Source organism: Parasediminibacterium paludis (genome assembly GCF_042651445.1).
Taxonomy (GTDB): Bacteria; Bacteroidota; Bacteroidia; order Chitinophagales; family Chitinophagaceae; genus Parasediminibacterium; species Parasediminibacterium paludis.
Genome location: NZ_JBHSDC010000022.1, coordinates 260,284 through 279,502, shown reverse-complemented (window position 1 = coordinate 279,502; position 19,219 = coordinate 260,284). Strand labels below are relative to the sequence as shown.

Annotated in this window: 22 protein-coding genes and 1 tRNA gene; 7 read left to right on the top strand and 16 right to left on the bottom strand. The window is 35.2% G+C overall.

Annotated elements, in window-relative coordinates:
- Positions 1 to 179: 179 nt before the first annotated feature.
- From phnE (ACFOW1_RS11530) to phnG, 14 genes are read right to left on the bottom strand one after another with little or no spacing between them, the layout of a single operon-like run.
- Entirely contained in the window at positions 180 to 989 is an 810-nt protein-coding gene (gene phnE, locus ACFOW1_RS11530; protein WP_379014419.1) for a phosphonate ABC transporter, permease protein PhnE, read from the bottom strand.
- Positions 982 to 1,767, bottom strand: coding sequence for a phosphonate ABC transporter, permease protein PhnE (gene phnE / locus ACFOW1_RS11525; RefSeq protein ID WP_379014418.1), 786 nt, complete (start codon positions 1,765 to 1,767; stop codon positions 982 to 984). Before phnE (ACFOW1_RS11525) ends, phnE (ACFOW1_RS11530) begins: the two co-directional genes overlap by 8 nt.
- An 11-nt stretch (positions 1,768 to 1,778) precedes the next feature.
- The gene (locus ACFOW1_RS11520) at positions 1,779 to 2,543 is read right to left on the bottom strand and encodes a phosphonate ABC transporter ATP-binding protein (RefSeq protein WP_379014416.1); all 765 of its coding nucleotides are present in this window, start codon (positions 2,541 to 2,543) and stop codon (positions 1,779 to 1,781) included.
- Positions 2,544 to 2,585: 42 nt separating this feature from the next.
- A complete protein-coding gene (locus ACFOW1_RS11515) occupies positions 2,586 to 3,509 on the bottom strand; it encodes a phosphate/phosphite/phosphonate ABC transporter substrate-binding protein (RefSeq protein ID WP_379014414.1) in 924 nt (307 codons plus the stop codon).
- Between the two features lie 5 nt (positions 3,510 to 3,514).
- Entirely contained in the window at positions 3,515 to 4,432 is a 918-nt protein-coding gene (locus ACFOW1_RS11510; RefSeq protein WP_379014413.1) for a phosphate/phosphite/phosphonate ABC transporter substrate-binding protein, read from the bottom strand.
- Positions 4,425 to 5,087, bottom strand: coding sequence for a hypothetical protein (locus ACFOW1_RS11505; RefSeq protein WP_379014412.1), 663 nt, complete (start codon positions 5,085 to 5,087; stop codon positions 4,425 to 4,427). The genes ACFOW1_RS11510 and ACFOW1_RS11505 overlap by 8 nt, the downstream gene beginning before the upstream one ends.
- 3 nt (positions 5,088 to 5,090) lie before the next feature.
- Entirely contained in the window at positions 5,091 to 5,867 is a 777-nt protein-coding gene (locus ACFOW1_RS11500; protein ID WP_379014411.1) for a hypothetical protein, read from the bottom strand.
- 11 nt (positions 5,868 to 5,878) lie between these two features.
- Complete coding sequence (locus ACFOW1_RS11495) at positions 5,879 to 7,066, bottom strand: alpha-D-ribose 1-methylphosphonate 5-triphosphate diphosphatase (RefSeq protein ID WP_379014410.1); 1,188 nt, start codon at positions 7,064 to 7,066, stop codon at positions 5,879 to 5,881.
- Between the two features lie 21 nt (positions 7,067 to 7,087).
- Entirely contained in the window at positions 7,088 to 7,789 is a 702-nt protein-coding gene (gene phnL / locus ACFOW1_RS11490; protein WP_379014408.1) for a phosphonate C-P lyase system protein PhnL, read from the bottom strand.
- Between the two features lie 9 nt (positions 7,790 to 7,798).
- The gene (locus ACFOW1_RS11485) at positions 7,799 to 8,641 is read right to left on the bottom strand and encodes an ATP-binding cassette domain-containing protein (protein WP_379014406.1); all 843 of its coding nucleotides are present in this window, start codon (positions 8,639 to 8,641) and stop codon (positions 7,799 to 7,801) included.
- A 2-nt stretch (positions 8,642 to 8,643) separates the two neighbouring features.
- Positions 8,644 to 9,540, bottom strand: coding sequence for an alpha-D-ribose 1-methylphosphonate 5-phosphate C-P-lyase PhnJ (locus ACFOW1_RS11480; protein WP_379014405.1), 897 nt, complete (start codon positions 9,538 to 9,540; stop codon positions 8,644 to 8,646).
- 2 nt (positions 9,541 to 9,542) lie between these two features.
- Complete coding sequence (locus ACFOW1_RS11475) at positions 9,543 to 10,661, bottom strand: carbon-phosphorus lyase complex subunit PhnI (protein ID WP_379014403.1); 1,119 nt, start codon at positions 10,659 to 10,661, stop codon at positions 9,543 to 9,545.
- 9 nt (positions 10,662 to 10,670) lie between these two features.
- Positions 10,671 to 11,264 carry a phosphonate C-P lyase system protein PhnH gene (phnH, locus tag ACFOW1_RS11470; RefSeq protein WP_379014401.1) on the bottom strand — a complete coding sequence of 198 codons (594 nt, stop codon included), beginning with the start codon at positions 11,262 to 11,264 and terminating at the stop codon, positions 10,671 to 10,673.
- Between the two features lie 4 nt (positions 11,265 to 11,268).
- Complete coding sequence (gene phnG, locus ACFOW1_RS11465; protein WP_379014400.1) at positions 11,269 to 11,688, bottom strand: phosphonate C-P lyase system protein PhnG; 420 nt, start codon at positions 11,686 to 11,688, stop codon at positions 11,269 to 11,271.
- Positions 11,689 to 11,805: 117 nt separating this feature from the next.
- Here phnG and ACFOW1_RS11460 point away from each other — a divergent pair, with 117 nt between their 5' ends.
- Genes ACFOW1_RS11460 through phnN form a run of 3 tightly spaced genes read left to right on the top strand, consistent with a single transcriptional unit; the run spans position 11,806 to position 13,892 of the window.
- Positions 11,806 to 12,600 (top strand): endonuclease/exonuclease/phosphatase family protein, encoded by a 795-nt coding sequence (locus tag ACFOW1_RS11460; protein ID WP_379014398.1) that lies wholly within the window; start codon positions 11,806 to 11,808, stop codon positions 12,598 to 12,600.
- Positions 12,593 to 13,342: a hypothetical protein gene (locus ACFOW1_RS11455; protein ID WP_379014396.1), complete on the top strand. Its 750-nt coding sequence runs from the start codon at positions 12,593 to 12,595 to the stop codon at positions 13,340 to 13,342. The genes ACFOW1_RS11460 and ACFOW1_RS11455 overlap by 8 nt, the downstream gene beginning before the upstream one ends.
- 10 nt (positions 13,343 to 13,352) lie before the next feature.
- Complete coding sequence (gene phnN / locus ACFOW1_RS11450; RefSeq protein ID WP_379014394.1) at positions 13,353 to 13,892, top strand: phosphonate metabolism protein/1,5-bisphosphokinase (PRPP-forming) PhnN; 540 nt, start codon at positions 13,353 to 13,355, stop codon at positions 13,890 to 13,892.
- Positions 13,893 to 13,966: 74 nt separating this feature from the next.
- Here phnN and ACFOW1_RS11445 read toward each other — a convergent pair.
- Positions 13,967 to 14,040 (bottom strand) — tRNA-Arg (locus tag ACFOW1_RS11445).
- Positions 14,041 to 14,146: 106 nt separating this feature from the next.
- On the opposite strand from ACFOW1_RS11445, the gene ACFOW1_RS11440 reads away from it, so the two are divergent.
- Positions 14,147 to 14,944: an aromatic amino acid lyase gene (locus tag ACFOW1_RS11440; RefSeq protein ID WP_379014393.1), complete on the top strand. Its 798-nt coding sequence runs from the start codon at positions 14,147 to 14,149 to the stop codon at positions 14,942 to 14,944.
- On the opposite strand, the gene ACFOW1_RS11435 is transcribed toward ACFOW1_RS11440, so the two are convergent.
- The gene (locus tag ACFOW1_RS11435) at positions 14,941 to 15,660 is read right to left on the bottom strand and encodes a heme exporter protein CcmB (protein WP_379014392.1); all 720 of its coding nucleotides are present in this window, start codon (positions 15,658 to 15,660) and stop codon (positions 14,941 to 14,943) included. The genes ACFOW1_RS11440 and ACFOW1_RS11435 overlap by 4 nt on opposite strands.
- 252 nt (positions 15,661 to 15,912) lie before the next feature.
- Here ACFOW1_RS11435 and ACFOW1_RS11430 point away from each other — a divergent pair, with 252 nt between their 5' ends.
- From ACFOW1_RS11430 to ACFOW1_RS11420, 3 genes are read left to right on the top strand one after another with little or no spacing between them, the layout of a single operon-like run.
- Positions 15,913 to 16,305, top strand: coding sequence for a glucosaminidase domain-containing protein (locus ACFOW1_RS11430; RefSeq protein ID WP_379014391.1), 393 nt, complete (start codon positions 15,913 to 15,915; stop codon positions 16,303 to 16,305).
- 6 nt (positions 16,306 to 16,311) lie between these two features.
- Positions 16,312 to 17,652, top strand: a complete 1,341-nt coding sequence (locus ACFOW1_RS11425) for a GDSL-type esterase/lipase family protein (RefSeq protein ID WP_379014389.1) — start codon at positions 16,312 to 16,314, stop codon at positions 17,650 to 17,652.
- 8 nt (positions 17,653 to 17,660) lie between these two features.
- Positions 17,661 to 19,214, top strand: a complete 1,554-nt coding sequence (locus tag ACFOW1_RS11420; protein WP_379014388.1) for an MBOAT family O-acyltransferase — start codon at positions 17,661 to 17,663, stop codon at positions 19,212 to 19,214.
- Positions 19,215 to 19,219 lie beyond the last annotated feature (5 nt).

Genomic DNA, 19,219 nt, shown 5'->3' with positions numbered 1-19,219 from the left:
ATCTTACTATAGCTGAACTTATGAAAACTTACACTATTGTAATCCATTTCGCAAAAAATATAATTTCTACTTTTGAGCTGATTCAAAAAGCTACAATTGGTATTGGATAAATTTTCATTAGATTAATTAAATTAAATATTCTAACTTCCAGAATACACAGAAAGTTACCCTAAGACTTATTAATTCTCAACTATTTTTAATCTCAAAAAGTTGGATACGCTTTCAATAATTAAAACCATCAACACAATACAAGCTATTAAAGCGAGCGCATCTTTATAATGTAAAACCCGCATGGCTAAATATAATTTGTAGCCAATACCCCCGCCGCCAAAAATGCCAAGACCAATAGACACCCGCATATTTAAATCGAATGAGTACAAGAAGTTAGTGATAAAAGCCGGTAATATTTGCGGAATAATAGAAAAACGAATGACTTGGAGGTTAGTGGCGCCAACAGAAAAAATAGCTTCAGATGGTTTTAAATCTGAGTTTTCCAATACCTCCGTTAATAGTTTACCAAAAGTGCCAATGGTAATTACAAACAATGTCAGTAACCCAGCAAAACTACCTGGCCCTACAGTAATTACAAATATCAATATCACCACCAAGCTAGGTATTACTCTTATTACAGTAAGTATGAATTTTATGATATTTCTGATATATTTATTGGGCATAACATTATTGGCAGATATAAAGGCTAAAAAAGTACCGATACCGCAACCGAAAAAAGTACCTAGAAAAGCCATTGCCAATGTTTGTAAAATAGAAGTGAAAATGGCGCTGTTGTCCCAAAAAATAGTTAGGCTTGGTGGAAACATCTCGCCTATTAAATCTTTTAAAAAATGGAATTCAGAAAATATTATCCAAGGATAAAAATTTAAGTAATAGCAGATGGCGCTAATACTTGCAAAAATGATCCCATTTAAAATAAGTTTATTAGTAAACTTTTTTGATGGCAGTTGATAATTGACTAGTTGCTTATTACCCATCTTTATGTAACTTATTTCTAAAATAATTAGAGATTTTTTCGATACCAAAAACCATGACCAATACAATTAATAAGGCCGAAAGCGCTCGGTTATATTGCAACATACTAAATGAATTTTCCAATTCATAGCCAATACCACCAGCACCGACGGCTCCAAGAATAATAGAAAGGCGGATATTAATTTCCAATCGAAATAATGCAGTAGACAAAATGGTTGGAAAAATTTGCGGTATTATGCCGAAGTATAATGTCTGAATTTTATCAGCGCCTAATGAACGCATAGATTCTAAAATCACAGGGTCTGTATCTTCTATGGCATCGGCAAAAAATTTACCCATCATCCCAACACAGCCCAACATCAAAGCAATAACACCTGGCATTGCACCAAAACCAAAAGCAGTAATGAGTATTAATAAAATGAAAAGTTCAGGTATGGCTCTTTCAATACTAATTAAGCCTCTACAAATAGCTTTTATCCACTTATTACTAATGTTGCTAGCAGCAAATATGGCAATGAACAATGATAAAATAGTACCAAAAAAAGTGCCTAAAATAGCCATCAGCAGGCTATCAATGGTGGGTACCAACATTTCCTGAAAGCTACCCCAATCTGGCGGAAACATTTTAGCCAGAAAATAACAGCTTTTACTAAACCCGCCCCAAAAATCATTGAAATTAACCTCGCAAATTTTGCATGAAAAATATACCAAGATATACAAACTTATAATGGGTAATAGCCATTTATAGTAACGCTGTATTTTAAACTCTTTAAGCTGCACAGGTATAAAAATTAAAATTGTTGTAATTGCTCTAATTCTAATCCATAAATATCCAATAACTGTTCTTCAGATAAATTAGGATGGCCATCGTAAACGATCTGCCCTTCTTTTATTGCAATTACCCGAGTACAATATTTTGCAGTCATAAGTGGTTGGTGGAAAACACCTATAACAGGTATTTGGTCTGATAACGCTTTAATCAATTTCATAATTAATTTGGCATTACTCGGGTCTAAATTAGAAATTGGCTCGTCGGCTAATACCAAACTTGGATTTTGGAAAATGGCTCTTGCAATGGCCACTCTTTGTTTTTCGCCGCCACTTAAGCTTGCCACTTTTTGATTTGCAAATTCGGCCATGTTTACTTCCTGTAAAGCTACCATTGCTTCTGCTGCTTCTTTATCAGTAAACCCATAAAAAATGCTTCTCAACGTACTGATACTCCCAATTCTACCAATTAACACGTTTTCTAAAACAGTAGAGCGTTGTATTAAATGATATCCCTGGAAAATAACCCCAATTTTTTGGCGAATTGCTCTTAATTCTTTTTTTGAAACGCTGCTGATATTTTTAAAAATACCGGGCGACATTTCAAAATTAATCACACCTTCATCAGGCGTCAATAACCGATTGAGGGTTCTTAAAGTTAAGGTTTTACCTGCACCGCTAGCACCTAATATGCCTACAAATTCACCTTTTTTAACAGTAAAACTAATGTTGTTCAATAGCTTTCGGCCACTTTTACTGAACTTAGATATATTTTGAACTTCTATCATAAATATTTAGGTTCAATTGATTTTGAATAATTTAGACAAGCATTATTTTTCAATATTCAAATCTTTAATTCCATTGGCTATTTTCCTAATGCCATTATACAAAGAATCATCAACTGCTATATAAGACAATGATGTAGGATCGATTTTATACACTTTAATATAATTATTAAATATTTCAGGTGCATCTTTATATAGGTTTAAATACAAAGATTTTACTTTTGCAATAAAATCTGTATTTAAATCATTTCTAATTACAATGGGGCTTCCTACAATAGGATCTGACGTCCATAAAATATTAAATTGGTCTTTGTCAACAAGTCCTTTAGCTATTAATGGATTAAGCCCGTATTCAATAGCAGAAGTTCCCACATCTACTTTACCCGAAGCAACTGTTAAGATAACACCTGGGTGACTGCCAGCAAACATTGTTTGTTTAAATGCCGTATCGGGCGATAAACCTATCGTATTTAAATAGGCCATAGGAATGAGATGGCCTGATGCAGACGCTGGATCTGAAAAAGCTAGGGTTAAATTTTTAGCCTTGGCTTTTAATTCGTCCATCGTTTTAATACCAGATTTTTTATTCACAAAAATAAAACTATGGTACATGGTAGCTTTACCGTCTTTACCTACCACCACCAATGGCGTAATATCTTTTTTTTGCGCACAAAGGATATAAGAAAAAGGTGCTAAATAAGCAATATCCGCTTTTTTAGCGTGAATAGCCGCAACAACAGCTGTATAGTCTGTAGTATAATATATTTCTACATTTTTATGTAATTGCTGGGCAAAATAATCCCTTAGTGGTGCCATTGCTTTTTTTAAAGAGCTTGCATTTTCGCCACTGTTTCCATACATGGCAATTACGACCTTATTTGGTACGCCATTCGCGTCTACGTCGCTATTAGACCTGCAACCGAAAAAGAAAAGCGTGGTTAAGCAGAGGCTTAGGCTTATTTTTTTCATAAAAATTAATTAATAAGTTTTAATTCCTTAATAGAATAAGCAATTTTTCTAATAGGATTATACACAGAATCAGCAATTGGAATAAACTGCATATTGACAGGATTTGGATAATATCTAAAAAAACTACCTTTAAATGCAATGGAATCTTTTTGGTCTACTTCTAGATACGCTTTTTGGACCTTTGCAATAAAATCTTTATTTAAATCGCTTCTAGCGGTAATTGCATCATTAACAATGGGGTCAGATTCCCATAAAATTCTAAAATCTGCTGCTTTTACAGAGCCTTCGCGTACCATTTTGTCGAGTGCTAAATCGTTGGTAGAACAGCCAATATCAATTTTACCTGAGTTGATAGACATAATAGACGCTGCATGGCTACCAGCAAAAACGACTTGCTTAAAAGAAGATTCAGGGTCCAAACCAATACTTTTTAAATAGGCTCTAGGCACCAGATGTCCAGAAGCAGATGCGGGATCGGCAAAGCAAAGTGTAAGATTTTTAGACTGCTTTTTGACATCTTCTAATGAATGGATAGCCGATTTTGAATTGACGAAAATAATACTATGATAGGTAGTAGGTTGGTGATTGATTCCAAAGGCTGCAATAGGCACCAAGCAAGGTTTTTGCGTAGCCAAAACGTAGGCAAATGGAGATAATTGGGCAATGTGCAATTTTTTGCGCTGCATACCTTCTACCAAAGACGTATAATCGGAGGAAAAAAAGAAGGTGACAGGCATGCCTAATTCTTTTTCAAGATATTTTTGAAAAGGCGCAATTTTTTCTTTGGTTTGGGTAGGATTATCACCACTATAAATACCAATAATCAAGGTTTTAGGTATGCCGTTGCGCATATCATCTGAATTATGACAGGCTACCAAAAAAGGCAGACATATTATAAAAAAATACTGAAATAACTTAATCATTGGAGGAAGTGTGTTTTGCAATAAATTGATTGATATCTAATAAATCTTCGAAGTTTTGCTCTAGTGCTTGTCTATCCCAAAGCCACCATTCACTCGACAATAATTGTTCAATAATTGGGTCTGAAAATCTTTTCTTAATAACCTTAGCAGGTACGCCAACGGCAATTTCGTAAGGGCCAATATTTTTGGTTACAACTGCGCCAGAACCTATAATTGCACCAATGCCGATGTGGACACCAGGCATCACAATAACGCCATGTCCTAACCAAGCATCATGGCCAATCACACATTTATGCGCTCTACGCCAGTCAAAAAAAGCATGATCATCCTCTTCGCCCAAACCAAATTCTATCCGCCTATACGTCATATGGTGCTGTGTTACGCGCCATTGAGGATGGTTACCAGGATTAATTCTAACACTATTGGCAATAGAGCAGTATTTCCCAATTTCACTATAAATAATTTGAACATTACCTGCTGTATAGCTATAATCGCCAAAGCTAGATTCTACTAGAGTGGTATGTGCAGCTAAAGACGTATACGTCCCAAGTGTGCTGTTTTTGATAACACAAGTTGGATGAATATATGGTTCTTCAGAAAGCTGGTGAGGCTTAGTATCGGAAGTTATTTCAGGAAATTGTGTAATATATGGCATCTTTTAAAAATTGAAAGTTGGGTAATGGTGCGCTTTTTCAAAAGCTGCTAAATGTTTGTAATGCCTGAGTGATGTTTGCGATAAATAAAAAATATTATTTTCTTTTTGTAGTGCATGATTTAGTTCTTGAACACTAGTTGCTAGAACAGACTGGGCTTTTTTATCAATATTCTGTTCTATATAACCTATAGTAATATGACCTATAAAAGGTCTAGTCATCTTGATATGTAAAGGCTCTAAAGCTGGATGGGTATAAAAATATTTTCTAAAATGCAAAATATTTTGGTAGGCTGCTTCATCTTCAAACATTCCCAACATGCCGATAGCCGTACCAAAAATACTTAAGCCAAGCATTTTCATTGGTAGTACGTTGTGTACTGTATTCCTTGGAATACTATCAAAAATCTGTTGAACAATTTGAGGGTAATTAGCTTCTAATCCAGGTTTAGCAATATGGATTTGAAATTTCTCTGCAGATAGTGTATTGGCAACGGTTTGATGAAAACTTTCCTTAGGTAAAAAATAAAACGTATCTGGCATTTGTAGCTTTTCTGCTAAAGCTATTTGTAGTAAATGAATGCGGTTTGACAACGGCTTATTTTGCTCGTTATCATCTACCATGGTAATAATAGCATACCCTTCATAAGGGAGAGGGTGCCATTTACCATTTTGAAATATGAATTTATTGCCAGGTTTCGTTGCGGCAGATGCTTCTTCAATGCATGCATCGCTGATAGCAGTGAATTGGCGGTTATTGTATGATTGAAAATCAAAATCCATGATACAGGTTTTTATGCAGTTAAAGCTTCGTTATAGCTAATATTGCTAGGAATTGAAACCACTACTCTACCTTTTACGATGGTATGTAACACCATTGGCATATTATCTATCAATTTAACGATAATAATATCTGCATCTTTTCCAATGTCTATACTACCAGTAAATGTATCAATACCTGTAGCTTTTGCTGGGTTTAAGGTAGCAAGGTTTATAGCTTGATGCAATGCCATGCCATATTCTTGGTGGAGTTTAAAAATGGCATGAATGATAGATGGTGGATAATAATCAGAACATAAACTATCTACTGCACCAGCTAAGACAGCGTCTTTGATATTTAAATTGCCAGATAAAGACCCGCCTCTTAAAATATTAGAAGCGCCGCCCACTACATGTTTGCCAATATTAGACGCATAAACGGCTGTTTCCATATTAATTGGAAATTCACAAATATTAACCCCCAATTCGTGCATGGTAATAACTCTTTCAATAGAATCATCGTCATGAGAAGCCACAGAAATATTGTTAGATAAAGCCGTTTTTATCATATTCGCCAATGCATCGTCTTTGATGACCGCCCTACTATTTCTTTCTTCATATTCTTCAATGGCTTGTTTTTCCGTTTTACCGCTTTTGATACTCAGTTCTATGAAGTGGGCTTTGGTAAATTGTCCCTGCCCAGGTGTGTGATCCATCACAGATAACATATCTACATAGCCTTTTTCTAAATATTCCAGGCATTCGTCATAGGCATCTACGCCCGTTAACTCAAAGCGCAAATGGATTTTATTGTTCAAAAGGGTATCGCCCTTAATGGCTTTGTTGACAGTTTCAAATACTTCGCGCCTTTTGTATTTACTTCTTGAGCCATATTCTGCCACTTTGTAGCCAAGGTGCATAGAATGGTATACCGTTGTAAAACCACAACCACTCATTTTTCTTTCTAGCTCTCTAAAAGCCACTTCAATTGGGATATCCGCCCCTGGTCTAGGTATTATTTCTGCATCTAAAGCATCGGTGTGAACATCAATGATACCAGGCATAACAATACAATCTGTGGCGTCTATGATCCTTGCGCCTTCAGTATCTTCAATTGCATTGCCAAAGTCGGTAATTAGATTTTCAGTGATTAACAAATCTGATTGTTCTAGAATACCCGTTGGGGTAACAATGGTGCCGTTTTTAATCAATAACGATTGCATAAAATTTAAAATATTATTAGTCTAATTGGTGTGATCAATCTTGCCTAAATGCAAATTCAAGCGCCTATCTACTAGCTTTTCTAAAGTGTATTCATCATGAGAAATACATAGTATAGACGTACCTTTTGCCTTTAAATCGAGTAGCAGATCTATTACTACATCTTTTGTTTTACTATCTAATGAAGCCGTTGGCTCATCTATTAATAAAAATCTAGGTTCACTAATAATGGCTCGCGCTATGTTGATTCTTTGCTGTTCACCACCACTAAAAGTTACTGGAAATGCATCCCATAAATCGGTAGCTAATCCTAATTGTTCTAATAGCATTTTTGCTTTTGTTCTAGCAAGTTCCTTGTCGGTGTTTACCTTAAAAATGGTTTCGCAAACAACGTCTATCGCACTTACCCTAGGTATAACACTTAAAAATTGGGAGCAATATGTAATCTCATTTTTTCTCAATGCAATAATCTCATGTTCGGTAGCTTGCACTAAATCTATGGAACCTTTTTGGGATAGGTAAACAATGGCGCCCGAACTAGCCAAATAAGTTCGGTAAATACATTTCATCAAACTAGATTTTCCTGACCCAGATTTTCCAGTAAGGCCAATAATCTCTCCTTGTTTCATTGAAAAATGAATGTTTTTCAATGCCGCCAACTTCTTATTATTCAGCATGTGCAGCTTAAATTCTTTGCTTAAATTAGTAACTTCCAATATATTCATGCGTTATAATTATAATAAGCTGCTTACTAATAATTGTGTGTAAGGATGTTGTGGATCCTGTAAAATTTGGTCTGTTAAGCCCCTTTCAACGATACGGCCATTTTTCATCACTAAGGTTCGGTCAGTCAGCATCCTAATGACACTTAAATCGTGCGAAACAACAATCATTGCAATGCCTAAATCGTGTTGCAGTTCTCGAATAAGGTCTAAAACCCTTGCTTGTACCGACACATCTAAACCAGTGGTAACTTCATCCAAAAACAACAAGGGTGGGTTATTGGCAATTGCTTTTGAAATCTGTACACGTTGTTGCATCCCGCCGCTGAAAGAAGCAGGTTTGTCATCCATCCGCTGAACAGGTACTTCTGTTTTAGTTAATAAATCCTTAGCCCTTGTTCTAATAGACGCCACATGGTAATTGCCACCCATGATTAATTTTTCAGCAATATTTCCACCAGAAGAAAATTTAAAATTTAAACCATCTCTTGGGTTTTGATAAACCATACCCATTAAATAATTTCGAATCCATCGTTTCTTTTGGTTCGATTCGTCCAAAATATTTACCAACCCATTTTGATAAGGCTTTAACAAAGCAGCGCCATTAGAACTTTCAATATCAAGATACAACATCTTCACCACCGTACTTTTTCCAGAACCACTTTCGCCCACAATACCCAATACTTCGCCAGGGTATAAATCAAAACTAATATCTGCACAAGCTACAATGCTGCCTGTTTCTGGGCAGATGTTTGAGTTAAATTCAGGACCTGTTTGCAAAAGGGTATTTGCACCAGGCTCGCCATATATTTTGGTTAAATTTGTAACTTTTAATAACCAATCTTTTTCTACCATAGTTAATCTACTAATTGGTTAATATATTTATTTTGATGTTGGACGGGCTGCTGCTTTTCGATTAGTTTATCTAAAAAATTGCTGTCATTAATTACAAAATGTTTGCTGCCATCATTGTAATACAATTCATCTAGAAATGCTTTTTTATAGCCCGTTTTAAAGCAAGCTTGACCTTTAAAGTCTTCTGGATGAAATTTTACATCGTCAAATTCTAATGGTTCTACAACGGTATAAGGTGGCACAGCGTACAATCTTTTTTCTCTGCCCGCACCAAATAAGTGCAAAGCATGAGACTGATGAAGGTTAGGTATATCCCATCTTGGAATGGGTGATGGTGCCATCATATATCGGTGATTAATTTTAACAGGATAGCCCGCACCTAACATGATATCGCCATGGCTTATAAACTGCTCATATAAAGAAACCCACATTTTGGCATAATCTGCCTCTCCGTGCATTTGGCGGGTTTTAAATTCATATCGCTCAACACTTCGCAGTGGCTCTGGCTGTGGCACTTGGTATACAAAAATTTGATTCTCTTTTAATACTTCTTCTACAATTCTATGTCGTGTTTGGATAAGCGTGGCTGCGGCTGTATCAAAGGTGGTAGTTACACCCGTCATTGCCTGCACAAAATCTCTCAGATTGCATGCATTGACACTGGCATCACTACCTTGATCGATAATTTTAAATATATCTTTTTTCCCTATTATAGCTAAAGTAACATGCAAGCCGCCAGTACCCCAACCCCTAGCTATGGGCATTTCAGGAGAAGAATAAGGCACTTGATAACCAGGAATAGCAATGGCTTTCAATAATTTTCTTCTAATTTCTTTTTTAGTACTCTCGTCTATAAAAGCGAAATTATACTTATTAATATATTTTTTATTTTCTACCATTATTAATTTTTAGGTAAATGATTGGCTTGTTGAACTGCTTTTTCTTTACGTTCTTTTGCTTCACGAATATTTTTCAAATCAGATTGAAAAGTTACATAATGTGGCAACTTAAGATGATTTGTAAAACCCATCGACTCTATCCCTTCGGTATGGTATAATACAAATTCTTGATCATTAGCTGGTAAACTAGTATCGGGATTTCGCATGGTTGTATCTAATATGCCCATACAAATAACTTTGGTATCATTTTGTCCAAAACACAAGCCATACCCGATGCTATATAATGGACTTTCAGATTTTTTTGTGGTAGCAACATGTGTAATCATTTCAGCCTCAGTGACTTCAATTTTACCAATATATCGCACCCTTCCAGAGGGATCTTTTAGTCTTACGGGAACTTGTCCATACCGTAATTCACCAACGGTAGGATGTACAGAGCCAAATCCTCTCATGCTACTATAACCCATAGCCATTAAACCGCCAGTTTCAGCTCTCGCCATCATTTGTAAACGTGCAGACCTAGGCGCGGGAAATCGAATTGCTTCTCGGGTAATATCTATTAATTTTCTATCCTCTTTTGTATCAATTGGTTTTAATAAACCCTCAGTTTTTAATAAATCAATAACCTTTTTGTATGTTGTAACGTTTTCTATATTTTCTGAACTCAAATCTATTTGAAGATGACCCAGTAGCGTTTTAATATCTTCTAAGGTTTCGTAAGCTTTTGAGGCGTCTAAAATTCTTTGAGAATAATCTCTAGTTGGCCCTAAAATTTGCCCGCCGGGTATTTCTCTAAAACTTGCTGAGATTTTTCTTTTTACAAACATATCCCTTGTATCTATCGTTTCAGCATAAAACCTACGTTGTAAGGTAGTTCTAAAGGCGCGTAAAATAAACGCAGCTTCAAATACTTCGCCTTCTGCTTGTTTAATAGCAATAGCAGCATAATCGGGTGCATATAATCCCCCTTCGCCCATGACTTTATCTACCGCAAGGCGTAATTGTGATTGTATTTGTTGAATATCGATAGGTGCCAAAGAATCCTTTATTCTATAAAACTCAACCAATTTTAAAGAATTTTTAATCGCGTCTGCACCCCCTTTTACCGCTACATATCCCATATTTTTTATTTAATCTATCACTTTATATTTAGTAGAACGTGGCAAACTCACAATTTGCAGATGGTCGTCTGCCAAAACGATATCAACACCTAGCGGAAACTCTTCATTCATTGCTAATAATGCTTCTATTTCTTTAGAAGCAATGCCAGCCACAAAAAACGTATTGGTATCTTTAATACCAGGCCCACTACAAGTAATGCCAATACTATTCTCAAAAAAAACGTTGGCCACTCTTGTTACTGCAATCACCAAAGTGGCACTTTCTTCAGGATAACTCAACGTGCCCGTTTTACAATGATTGATAGCTAATTGCGTTTCCTCTGGACGTATGAAGATAAAATCGGCTGTAGCAACCCCACTTAACGTTGAATTTGTATTTAGTGAAATATATTTATTCAGAACATCATTTGTAGAAAAAAAATGTACGTCGGCGTTAAGCAATGCAAAGGCAACAATTAAACTTGATGTATTAAAGCCACTTGGCACTTCAAAATCGAAGTTGCCAAAAGTGTTTATAATACCAGGTTTTGCGAAAGCGTTCAATAAAATTCTGAATTGTTCTTGTGCATCAAAAACCTCGTCAAAAACTATTTCTTTTTTCATACGCTTATTCTTGCTCCATAATTTTAAAATCAACGCGTGTTTGCAAAATTTGATTGTACTCTACTTTTTTAGCTGCTTCTATCAATTGCAATTGTTTCTCTAAAAAATGATGTATTTCCTGCCATTCAGAAGCAGGTTTTTGTGTAATAGCATCTATAACAGCGATACAGTAAGCTCTTACGGGTTCATCACCTAAGCAAATTCCGTAACCCATACTCCCATCTACAGTTACTTCACAAGCAGTAGTTAATGCTTCGCCCAAATAAAATGGCTGTGCTTCTACAGAATCCTCAGCAGGTATCATGGTCATACATACCGTAGGTTCTTTGATAATGATAATCGTGTTTTTGGGTTCAATAGAAGCAACTAATTCCCTTAATGGTTCAAGGTTGCATTCACATAAAACATAAAATATGTCCATCATAGCTACCAAAACTAGTAACACGATATGAAGTAAAAGTTAATAATCAGAAAGTTTTGATAACAATTTGGTATTACAAGGTTTTTTATTTCCTTATATTTTTACAGAAATTGGCAATAAGTGTATCCCGTAAAAATTTGCACCATCAATTCTTGGAAAGGCGACGGAAATTATGATGAGCGAATGGTACTTATGGCAAAGCAGTTGCAAGATTTACAAGCCGATATTATTTGCATTCAAGAGTGTTTTATTTGTTATGCATTGGGCGTCAATACTTTAATGTTTTTAGCCAATACACTTCAACTTAATGCAAATTATTGTGCCGGCAGAAAAAAACAGCGCTTATTTAAAGGAAATATGTACGAAACAGAATCTGGGTTAGGTATTTTAACAAGATTTAAAACCATCGCTCACAAATCCGTTCAATTGCCTCGTAATAGGTTTGATGAGGATCGAAAAATACAACAGGTATATTTGGAGATTACAGATGGATTACATTTATTAGTTAACAACGTTCATATTACACATATAGATATTGACGATACGTTAAAAGCACAACAACTAAAAACTTTGACAGAAACAATACATGCTACAAAAACACCTCAATTGATTTGTGGAGATTTTAATTTAGCTGAAACACACCATTTGCTTGAGGCTTTTCAACAATCTGCAGGTGTAAAAGATGTTTTTGAACAAACAAATGGTTCAACAAAACGTTGCAGCTTAGTAGAGGCTGCTGCTAGTGGAAATGCGATTTGTGTGGATTATATTTTTTATAAAAACATAGCAAAAGCAGCATATACCATTAAAATTATAAATAGCAACGTAGTGCTTAATCAAAAAGACGGTCAGGGTAATTATCCCAGCGATCATTTTGGATATTATGCCGAATGTATAATCGATACAAATGAATAAAAAATTACACGTACTAGCTATCAGTAGTTTTGCCGTTCATGGAACCGCAAGTTTAAAAGTTTTTACAGCCATATTGGGTGAAAAAATTTTACCAGTTCCTAGCAAAATACTTAACGGCTTAACGAATATGTCGTTGGTTACAACTTTCGATCCGCCATTTAAAGATTTATTAAGCAGTTCACTTGCATTAGCAAAGGCAAGGGAATTACAATTAATTGTATATATTGGATACCTGGGAAAACCTGAAAATGCAGATATTATTTTAAAATTATTAGATGAGTATGCCTTTTTAATTCAATATATAATTGTAGATCCAGTTTCTGGCGATAATAACCGATTATATGTAGAGGAATCGATTGTAGCAGCTTGGCCTTCCCTCATTAAAAAAGCTGATTTTACTTTCCCCAATCAAACAGAGTTACAGATTTATGGCGGCGGCGATAACGATGCGGTGTCTTTTCGGGAGAAATTTCCCCAAACACAGCTTATCGCAAAAAGTGTACTATCAGATAATGATGAAATTGGCATTCAATATTTTGGCAATAGTTATTTCGATTATTTCCTGCCGCGATTATCAAAAAATTTTGGAGGTACAGGTGATGTGTTGTTAGCGCATTTTATTTTATATTATTTCTATAATACATATTCGATAGAGCAAGCTTTAAAGACAGCCTTAGATCAAACACATGCCATTATCGCTCGTACCATTCTTGAAAATTCTACCGATTTATTGATTAGTTAAATATTATTTAATGTACAAATTGTTTTATATCATGGGTGCATCTGGTGTTGGTAAAGATAGTTTGATGAATTATGCACGCACAATTATTGATGGTGCTCATATGGTGCAGTTTGCCCATCGCTATATTACAAGGCCAGCGCATGTAGGAAATGAAAACCATATTTCTTTAACAGAAAAAGAATTTGAAGCAAGAAAAACCCTTCAGTTGTTTGCAATGCATTGGAATAGTCACGACCAACAGTATGGTATAGGCATTGAAATAAATACGTGGATGAAAAATGGTGGAAAGGTAGTAATTAATGGTTCGAGAGAATATTTAGCCACTGCGCAATCATTATATCCGCAATTAATACCTATTTTAATTACTGCTACGCCAGATATAATTTTGCAAAGACTGATCAGTAGAAATAGAGAAGATGCGGCTACCATTCAAAAACGTTTTGATAGAAATAAATATATAACTACCAATACACAAGGATGTATATTACTAGAAAACAACAACGCCTTAGAAGATGCTGGTAATAGACTAGCGCAACTAATTATTGAATAGTTTTAATTTTTTTAAAGACTATATTAAAAAAAAGCCTTGAAATCAATTGATTTACAAGGCTTTTTATTGATGGGTGACCCGGATTGGATTCGAACCAATGACCTACAGCTTAGAAGGCTGTAGCTCTATCCAGCTGAGCTACCGAGTCATTTATTTTGGATGGCAAATTTAAGGGTAAAATAATTCGCAAAACAAGTTTCTCTCTTTTATTCAGTAAAAAAGCTTGTATTTTTAAAGTTTAATTGCTTTTTTTGATGAGTTACAATTATCTACCGCTTGATAGAAAACCAATTTTTTTCGACCAAATAATTAACCTACTTGACTACGAACAACTTGTTTCTATCACGTTTGATGCGCATGAACAAATAGTAATAGGTAGGCAATACTTGGATAAAATAATAGCTGACGGCAAATTATTAGATGCGATTGAAACCATTGATGGTAAAGTGGTTGCAACAAACGAGGCAGAAACGAATGAGCAAACATTGCTCGTGCGCCAAGCATTTAGCAAAGGCACTTTACTACCTACACCAATTGTAAAATTGACGCTAATGCTTAAAATAAAAAGTTTCAGCTATGGCAAATCGGGTATAACAATAGAAACTGTGAAGCGCCTAATGGACATGTATAATTCCGATATCTTGCCTGTCATTTATAGTGAAGATGATTTTAATGATTCAGCAGTTTTAAGTCAATTGGGTTTGCCTTTAATGGGTTTGGGTAATGTTCATTACAAAGGTGTTTCAATGGCTGCATCAGAGGCTTTGGAAAAGCAAGGTTGGCAGGCTTTACAGCTAAAGAGTAAAGAAGCGATAGCGCTGATGAGTGGTTATCAATTTACCAATGCCTATGGCTTATTCTATGCCAAATTAGCTTTGAGCAGCAAAACAATTGACCAATCAACGTTAAGTAAAATTATTACAACACTTATTGATGCTGCAAATACGCCAAGCGAAGCCATAATTATTGATGCTCCAAAAAATATAATCACTTATCAAACGATAGATAATGACGTATTGATAAAAGCGATACAAGCATTACCAAGGTCTTAATCTTTCCACAAAAAAGGGAATAAAATAATAGCAAGCCCTACCACGAGTATATCTAAACCCACTAAAGAGTAAATTAAAAACCACCATCCTTCTAATATGACTGTGCTAAAAGCTGTCGTGGTGATTTTCATTAATAATAATATCTGGGGGATGATAATTGGAAAGCCCATAATAGCCATTAATGCCGCCGATTGCTGTGCTTTGCCAGCAATGGCTGCTAAAAAAGTGAATACCAAACTGATACTTGCACCACCTAAAATAGTAATACCTACAAACTGTAAATAATTAGTGAGCGGGTTGCCTAATAACAACGTAAACATGGCAAGGCTTAGTAAACTCATCAATACCATAAGCAACAGATTGAACAACATTTTACTAATGATAAAATCTTTAGCGCTTGCGATGGTGTAGAAATACAAAAGGCGGCCTTTATTATCTTGCAAAAAGCTTTTTGCTACTGCATTAACGCATACAAACAACTGGGTAATCCAAAAAAGACCATCCCAAACTTTATCCTCAGGTTGCCCCATTGATTGGTAAATAACAAATATGGTAGAAATGACATAGAGCAAAATACCGTATAAAGTATATTGCTGTCTGGTTTCAAGCAGAATATCTTTGCGTAAAAGGGCAATAACTGGATGTGAGATTTTTTGTTGCATGGCCACAGCAAAATTAATCTGAGAATGGGCAAATACGATAATTTTAATTTTCAAACATTACTTTTAAAAAAATAATGTTATATTTTTACGATGAGTAATTGGTTTACTTACAATGGTCAGCTACAATTTTTATCCTGGAAGAAGACACATTGAGTAATAATTCAATGCATTCTTTTAAGTGCAAATACTTATGAATATTTTACACCAATAAAACACATTCGAGGTTAGGTAATTTAAATAACTTGGTTGGCATAGTAAAAACGTTATTCTTTTACCTACATTTAATAAACCAAACAATTGCTCTCCATGAAAATTATATTACTGCTGCTCGTTGGCCTGTGCATTTTCTCGCCAATATTTGCAGTGTCTGAAAATGATGTATACTGCTATATGAATAGCATTGGGATACAACATTCGGAAGTGGTGCTCAAGCAAGCGATTTATGAATCAGGACACTTTAAGTCTAGGATTTTTAAAAGCAAAAACAATCTATTCGGCTTTAGGCGCACCAAAACCTATATGAAATTTAAATCGTGGCAAAGCTGTATAGATTTTTATAAAAAATGGCAAGACAAATATTATCACGGCGAAGAAGATTATTACCAATTTTTGCAAAAGAAAAACTTTGCTGGCAACAAAAAATTTAATTACGCCAAACAACTAAAAAACATCAAAATAAGAGACTCGCTTAATTGTTAAAGTGCAATGAAGAATAGAATTAAAGAACCTGTCATTATTGTAAGTTCGGTTACCTTAATATTGCTGGTTTTGTCTATTATCAAATTGCCCAATATTAAGTATTTAAATAATTATAGGGCGGTTGATATTTTAGCGGATTTACGAGTAGATACCGGCAAAAAATCAGTACCAATTGTTATAGACTCACTTAAAACTGCCACGACTCCGAAAAAATTAGATACTGCTTTAATTGCAGATTATAGCGCAGACTCGCTGACAAGTTTGCTTACATTTTTTAATAAGTTAGACCAAGCAAAGCCCAAACACAAAAAAGTACGTATTGCATATTTTGGCGATTCGTTTATCGAATCAGATAATATCACAGCCGACTTACGCACACATTTACAGACGCAGTTTGGTGGAATTGGCATAGGTTTTTTACCTATACAATCGGTAGTAAGCGCCCAATATCATAGTATCAATTTTACAACTAAAGGCTTTTGGCAAGACTATCATTTTAAAAGCAATCCCTACAAATTACCACTTGGCTTTACAGGACATATTTTTTATCCCCTAGGTAGTGTAACCACGGCTTATATGGCTAAAAATAAAGCACCGTTTTACGATATTAAATTATATACTGGCTTAAACACAACTAACAAAGCACCTACTATTTTCATCGCAAAAGATGGCAAAGCTGCTACTATAAATGTAAGCAACACAGAGCTTGTAAATGAAACCTATATTAACGCCGCCAATGCACCTGTAACAGATCTACGCATATCTGCCTCAGACAACAAGCTCCCAGTATATGGCATTAGTATTGACAATAGTGAAGGCGTATACATTGATAATTATGCTTACCGTGGCAATACCAGCTTGCTTACCAACTTAATTACCAAAGAAACTTGGCAAGCATTTAATAAACATTTACAGTACGATTTAATCATTTTACATTATGGCCTCAATGCCATTGAACACGATAAAGAGCGATTTCCTTGGTTTGAAAATAGCATGAATAAACTGATTCAAACCATTAAACAAAACTTGCCTAACACACCCATACTTTTGGTAAGTACAAGCGACTTTGCATACCGCTACAATGGCAAGTATAACACCGATAAAGCAGTACCATTTATGGTGGCCACACAGCAAAGAATCGCCAACAATAACAAAGTAGCTTTCTGGGATTTATATACGGCTATGGGTGGCGAAAATACCATCGTACAATGGGCAGAAGACAAACCTACCTTGGCTTATAAAGACTATACCCACGTGAACGAGAGAGGTGCAAAAAAAGTAGCCGACATTTTTTATAGTAGACTAATGGCATCGAAAAAATATTACCAACAATACGCTAAAAAATAATAAACCCAATGATGCGTATTGATATTCATAAACTGTTGAAATTACTCGCTTTTAACGAGCAAGACCCGCTATTGTTTAATAGTGCGTTTTTCTTGATTTTCTTTGGTTTCTTTTTAACGGCATATTTATTATTTCAAAAAAACAGAAATACCAGAATTTATTTTCTAACCTTATTTTCATTATACTTTTTTTACAAAACATGTGGTTGGTATGTAGGGTTTATTTTACTAGCTGCGGTGGTAGATTTTAATATCAGTAAAATTATTTACGAAACCACTTCCAAGCATGCTCGCAAAGTATTAATAACCTTGAGCATTTTGCTAAATGTAGGCTTGCTATTTTACTTTAAATACACCAACTTTTTTATCGATATCATTAATGATGTATCGCAACAACAGTTGCACCCTTTAAAATTGCTATTGCCGGTAGGTATTTCGTTTTATACGTTTGAGAATGTGAGCTATACGGTGGATGTTTATAGACGGGAAATAAAGCCCGTAGATAGGTTTATAGACTACTTATTTTTCCTTTCATTTTTTCCAAAATTGATGATGGGACCTATTGTGCGTGCCGCAGATTTTTTACCACAAATAGAGAAAAAGCCCTTTGTAACAGATGAGCAATTGGGGCAAGGTTTGTATTTAATTACTGCTGGCATTATTAAAAAAGTAGTCATTAGCGATTATATTAATGCCAACTATGTTATGTATATTTTTGATAATCCGTCTGCACATACTGGTCTTGAATGTTTGCTTGCTGTTTATGCTTACGCCATGGTTATCTATTGCGATTTCTCTGGCTATTCTGATATGGCTAGAGGTATGGCCAAATGGATTGGGTTCGAGATCAATCTCAACTTTTTATCGCCTTATCAAAGTAGCTCTATTACCGAGTTTTGGCGCAGGTGGCATATTTCCTTATCTAGCTGGCTAAGAGACTATATTTATATACCACTAGGCGGCAACCGTAGTGGCTATTTTAATACCTACAGAAACTTATTTATTACCATGCTTATTGGTGGTTTTTGGCATGGCGCAAGCTGGAACTTTATTTTTTGGGGCGCTTTACATGGGGCAGCATTGGCGCTACACAAACTGCAAAAAGATTACGAACGAAAACCATTGTTGGTTATTCCCTATTCACCGAAAGTGACCAAGTTTATTAATAAAATTTTGGTTGACTTGCCAGTATTTACCGTGCCCTACTCACCTGCCCTAACCAAAATGCTAAAAGTGATGGCAACATTTCATTTTGTATGCTTGGGCTGGATATTTTTTAGGTGCAATTCATTTGCCGACAGTTGGACGTTTATCAACCAAATTTTCTCACATTTCAATATTGCTGTATTACCACAATTGGTAGCTAATTATGCCAATGTGATTATGATGCTATGGCTTGGCTTTTTACTACATAGTATTACCTCTCCTACAGAATTAGAATACCAAAAATTCTTAACCAAACTATCTACACCACTTAAAATTGTGTATCTCTTTGCAGCTATTTACTTGGCTATACAGTTTAAACAAGCAGATGTGATTAAGCCTATTTATTTACAATTTTAGAAAAA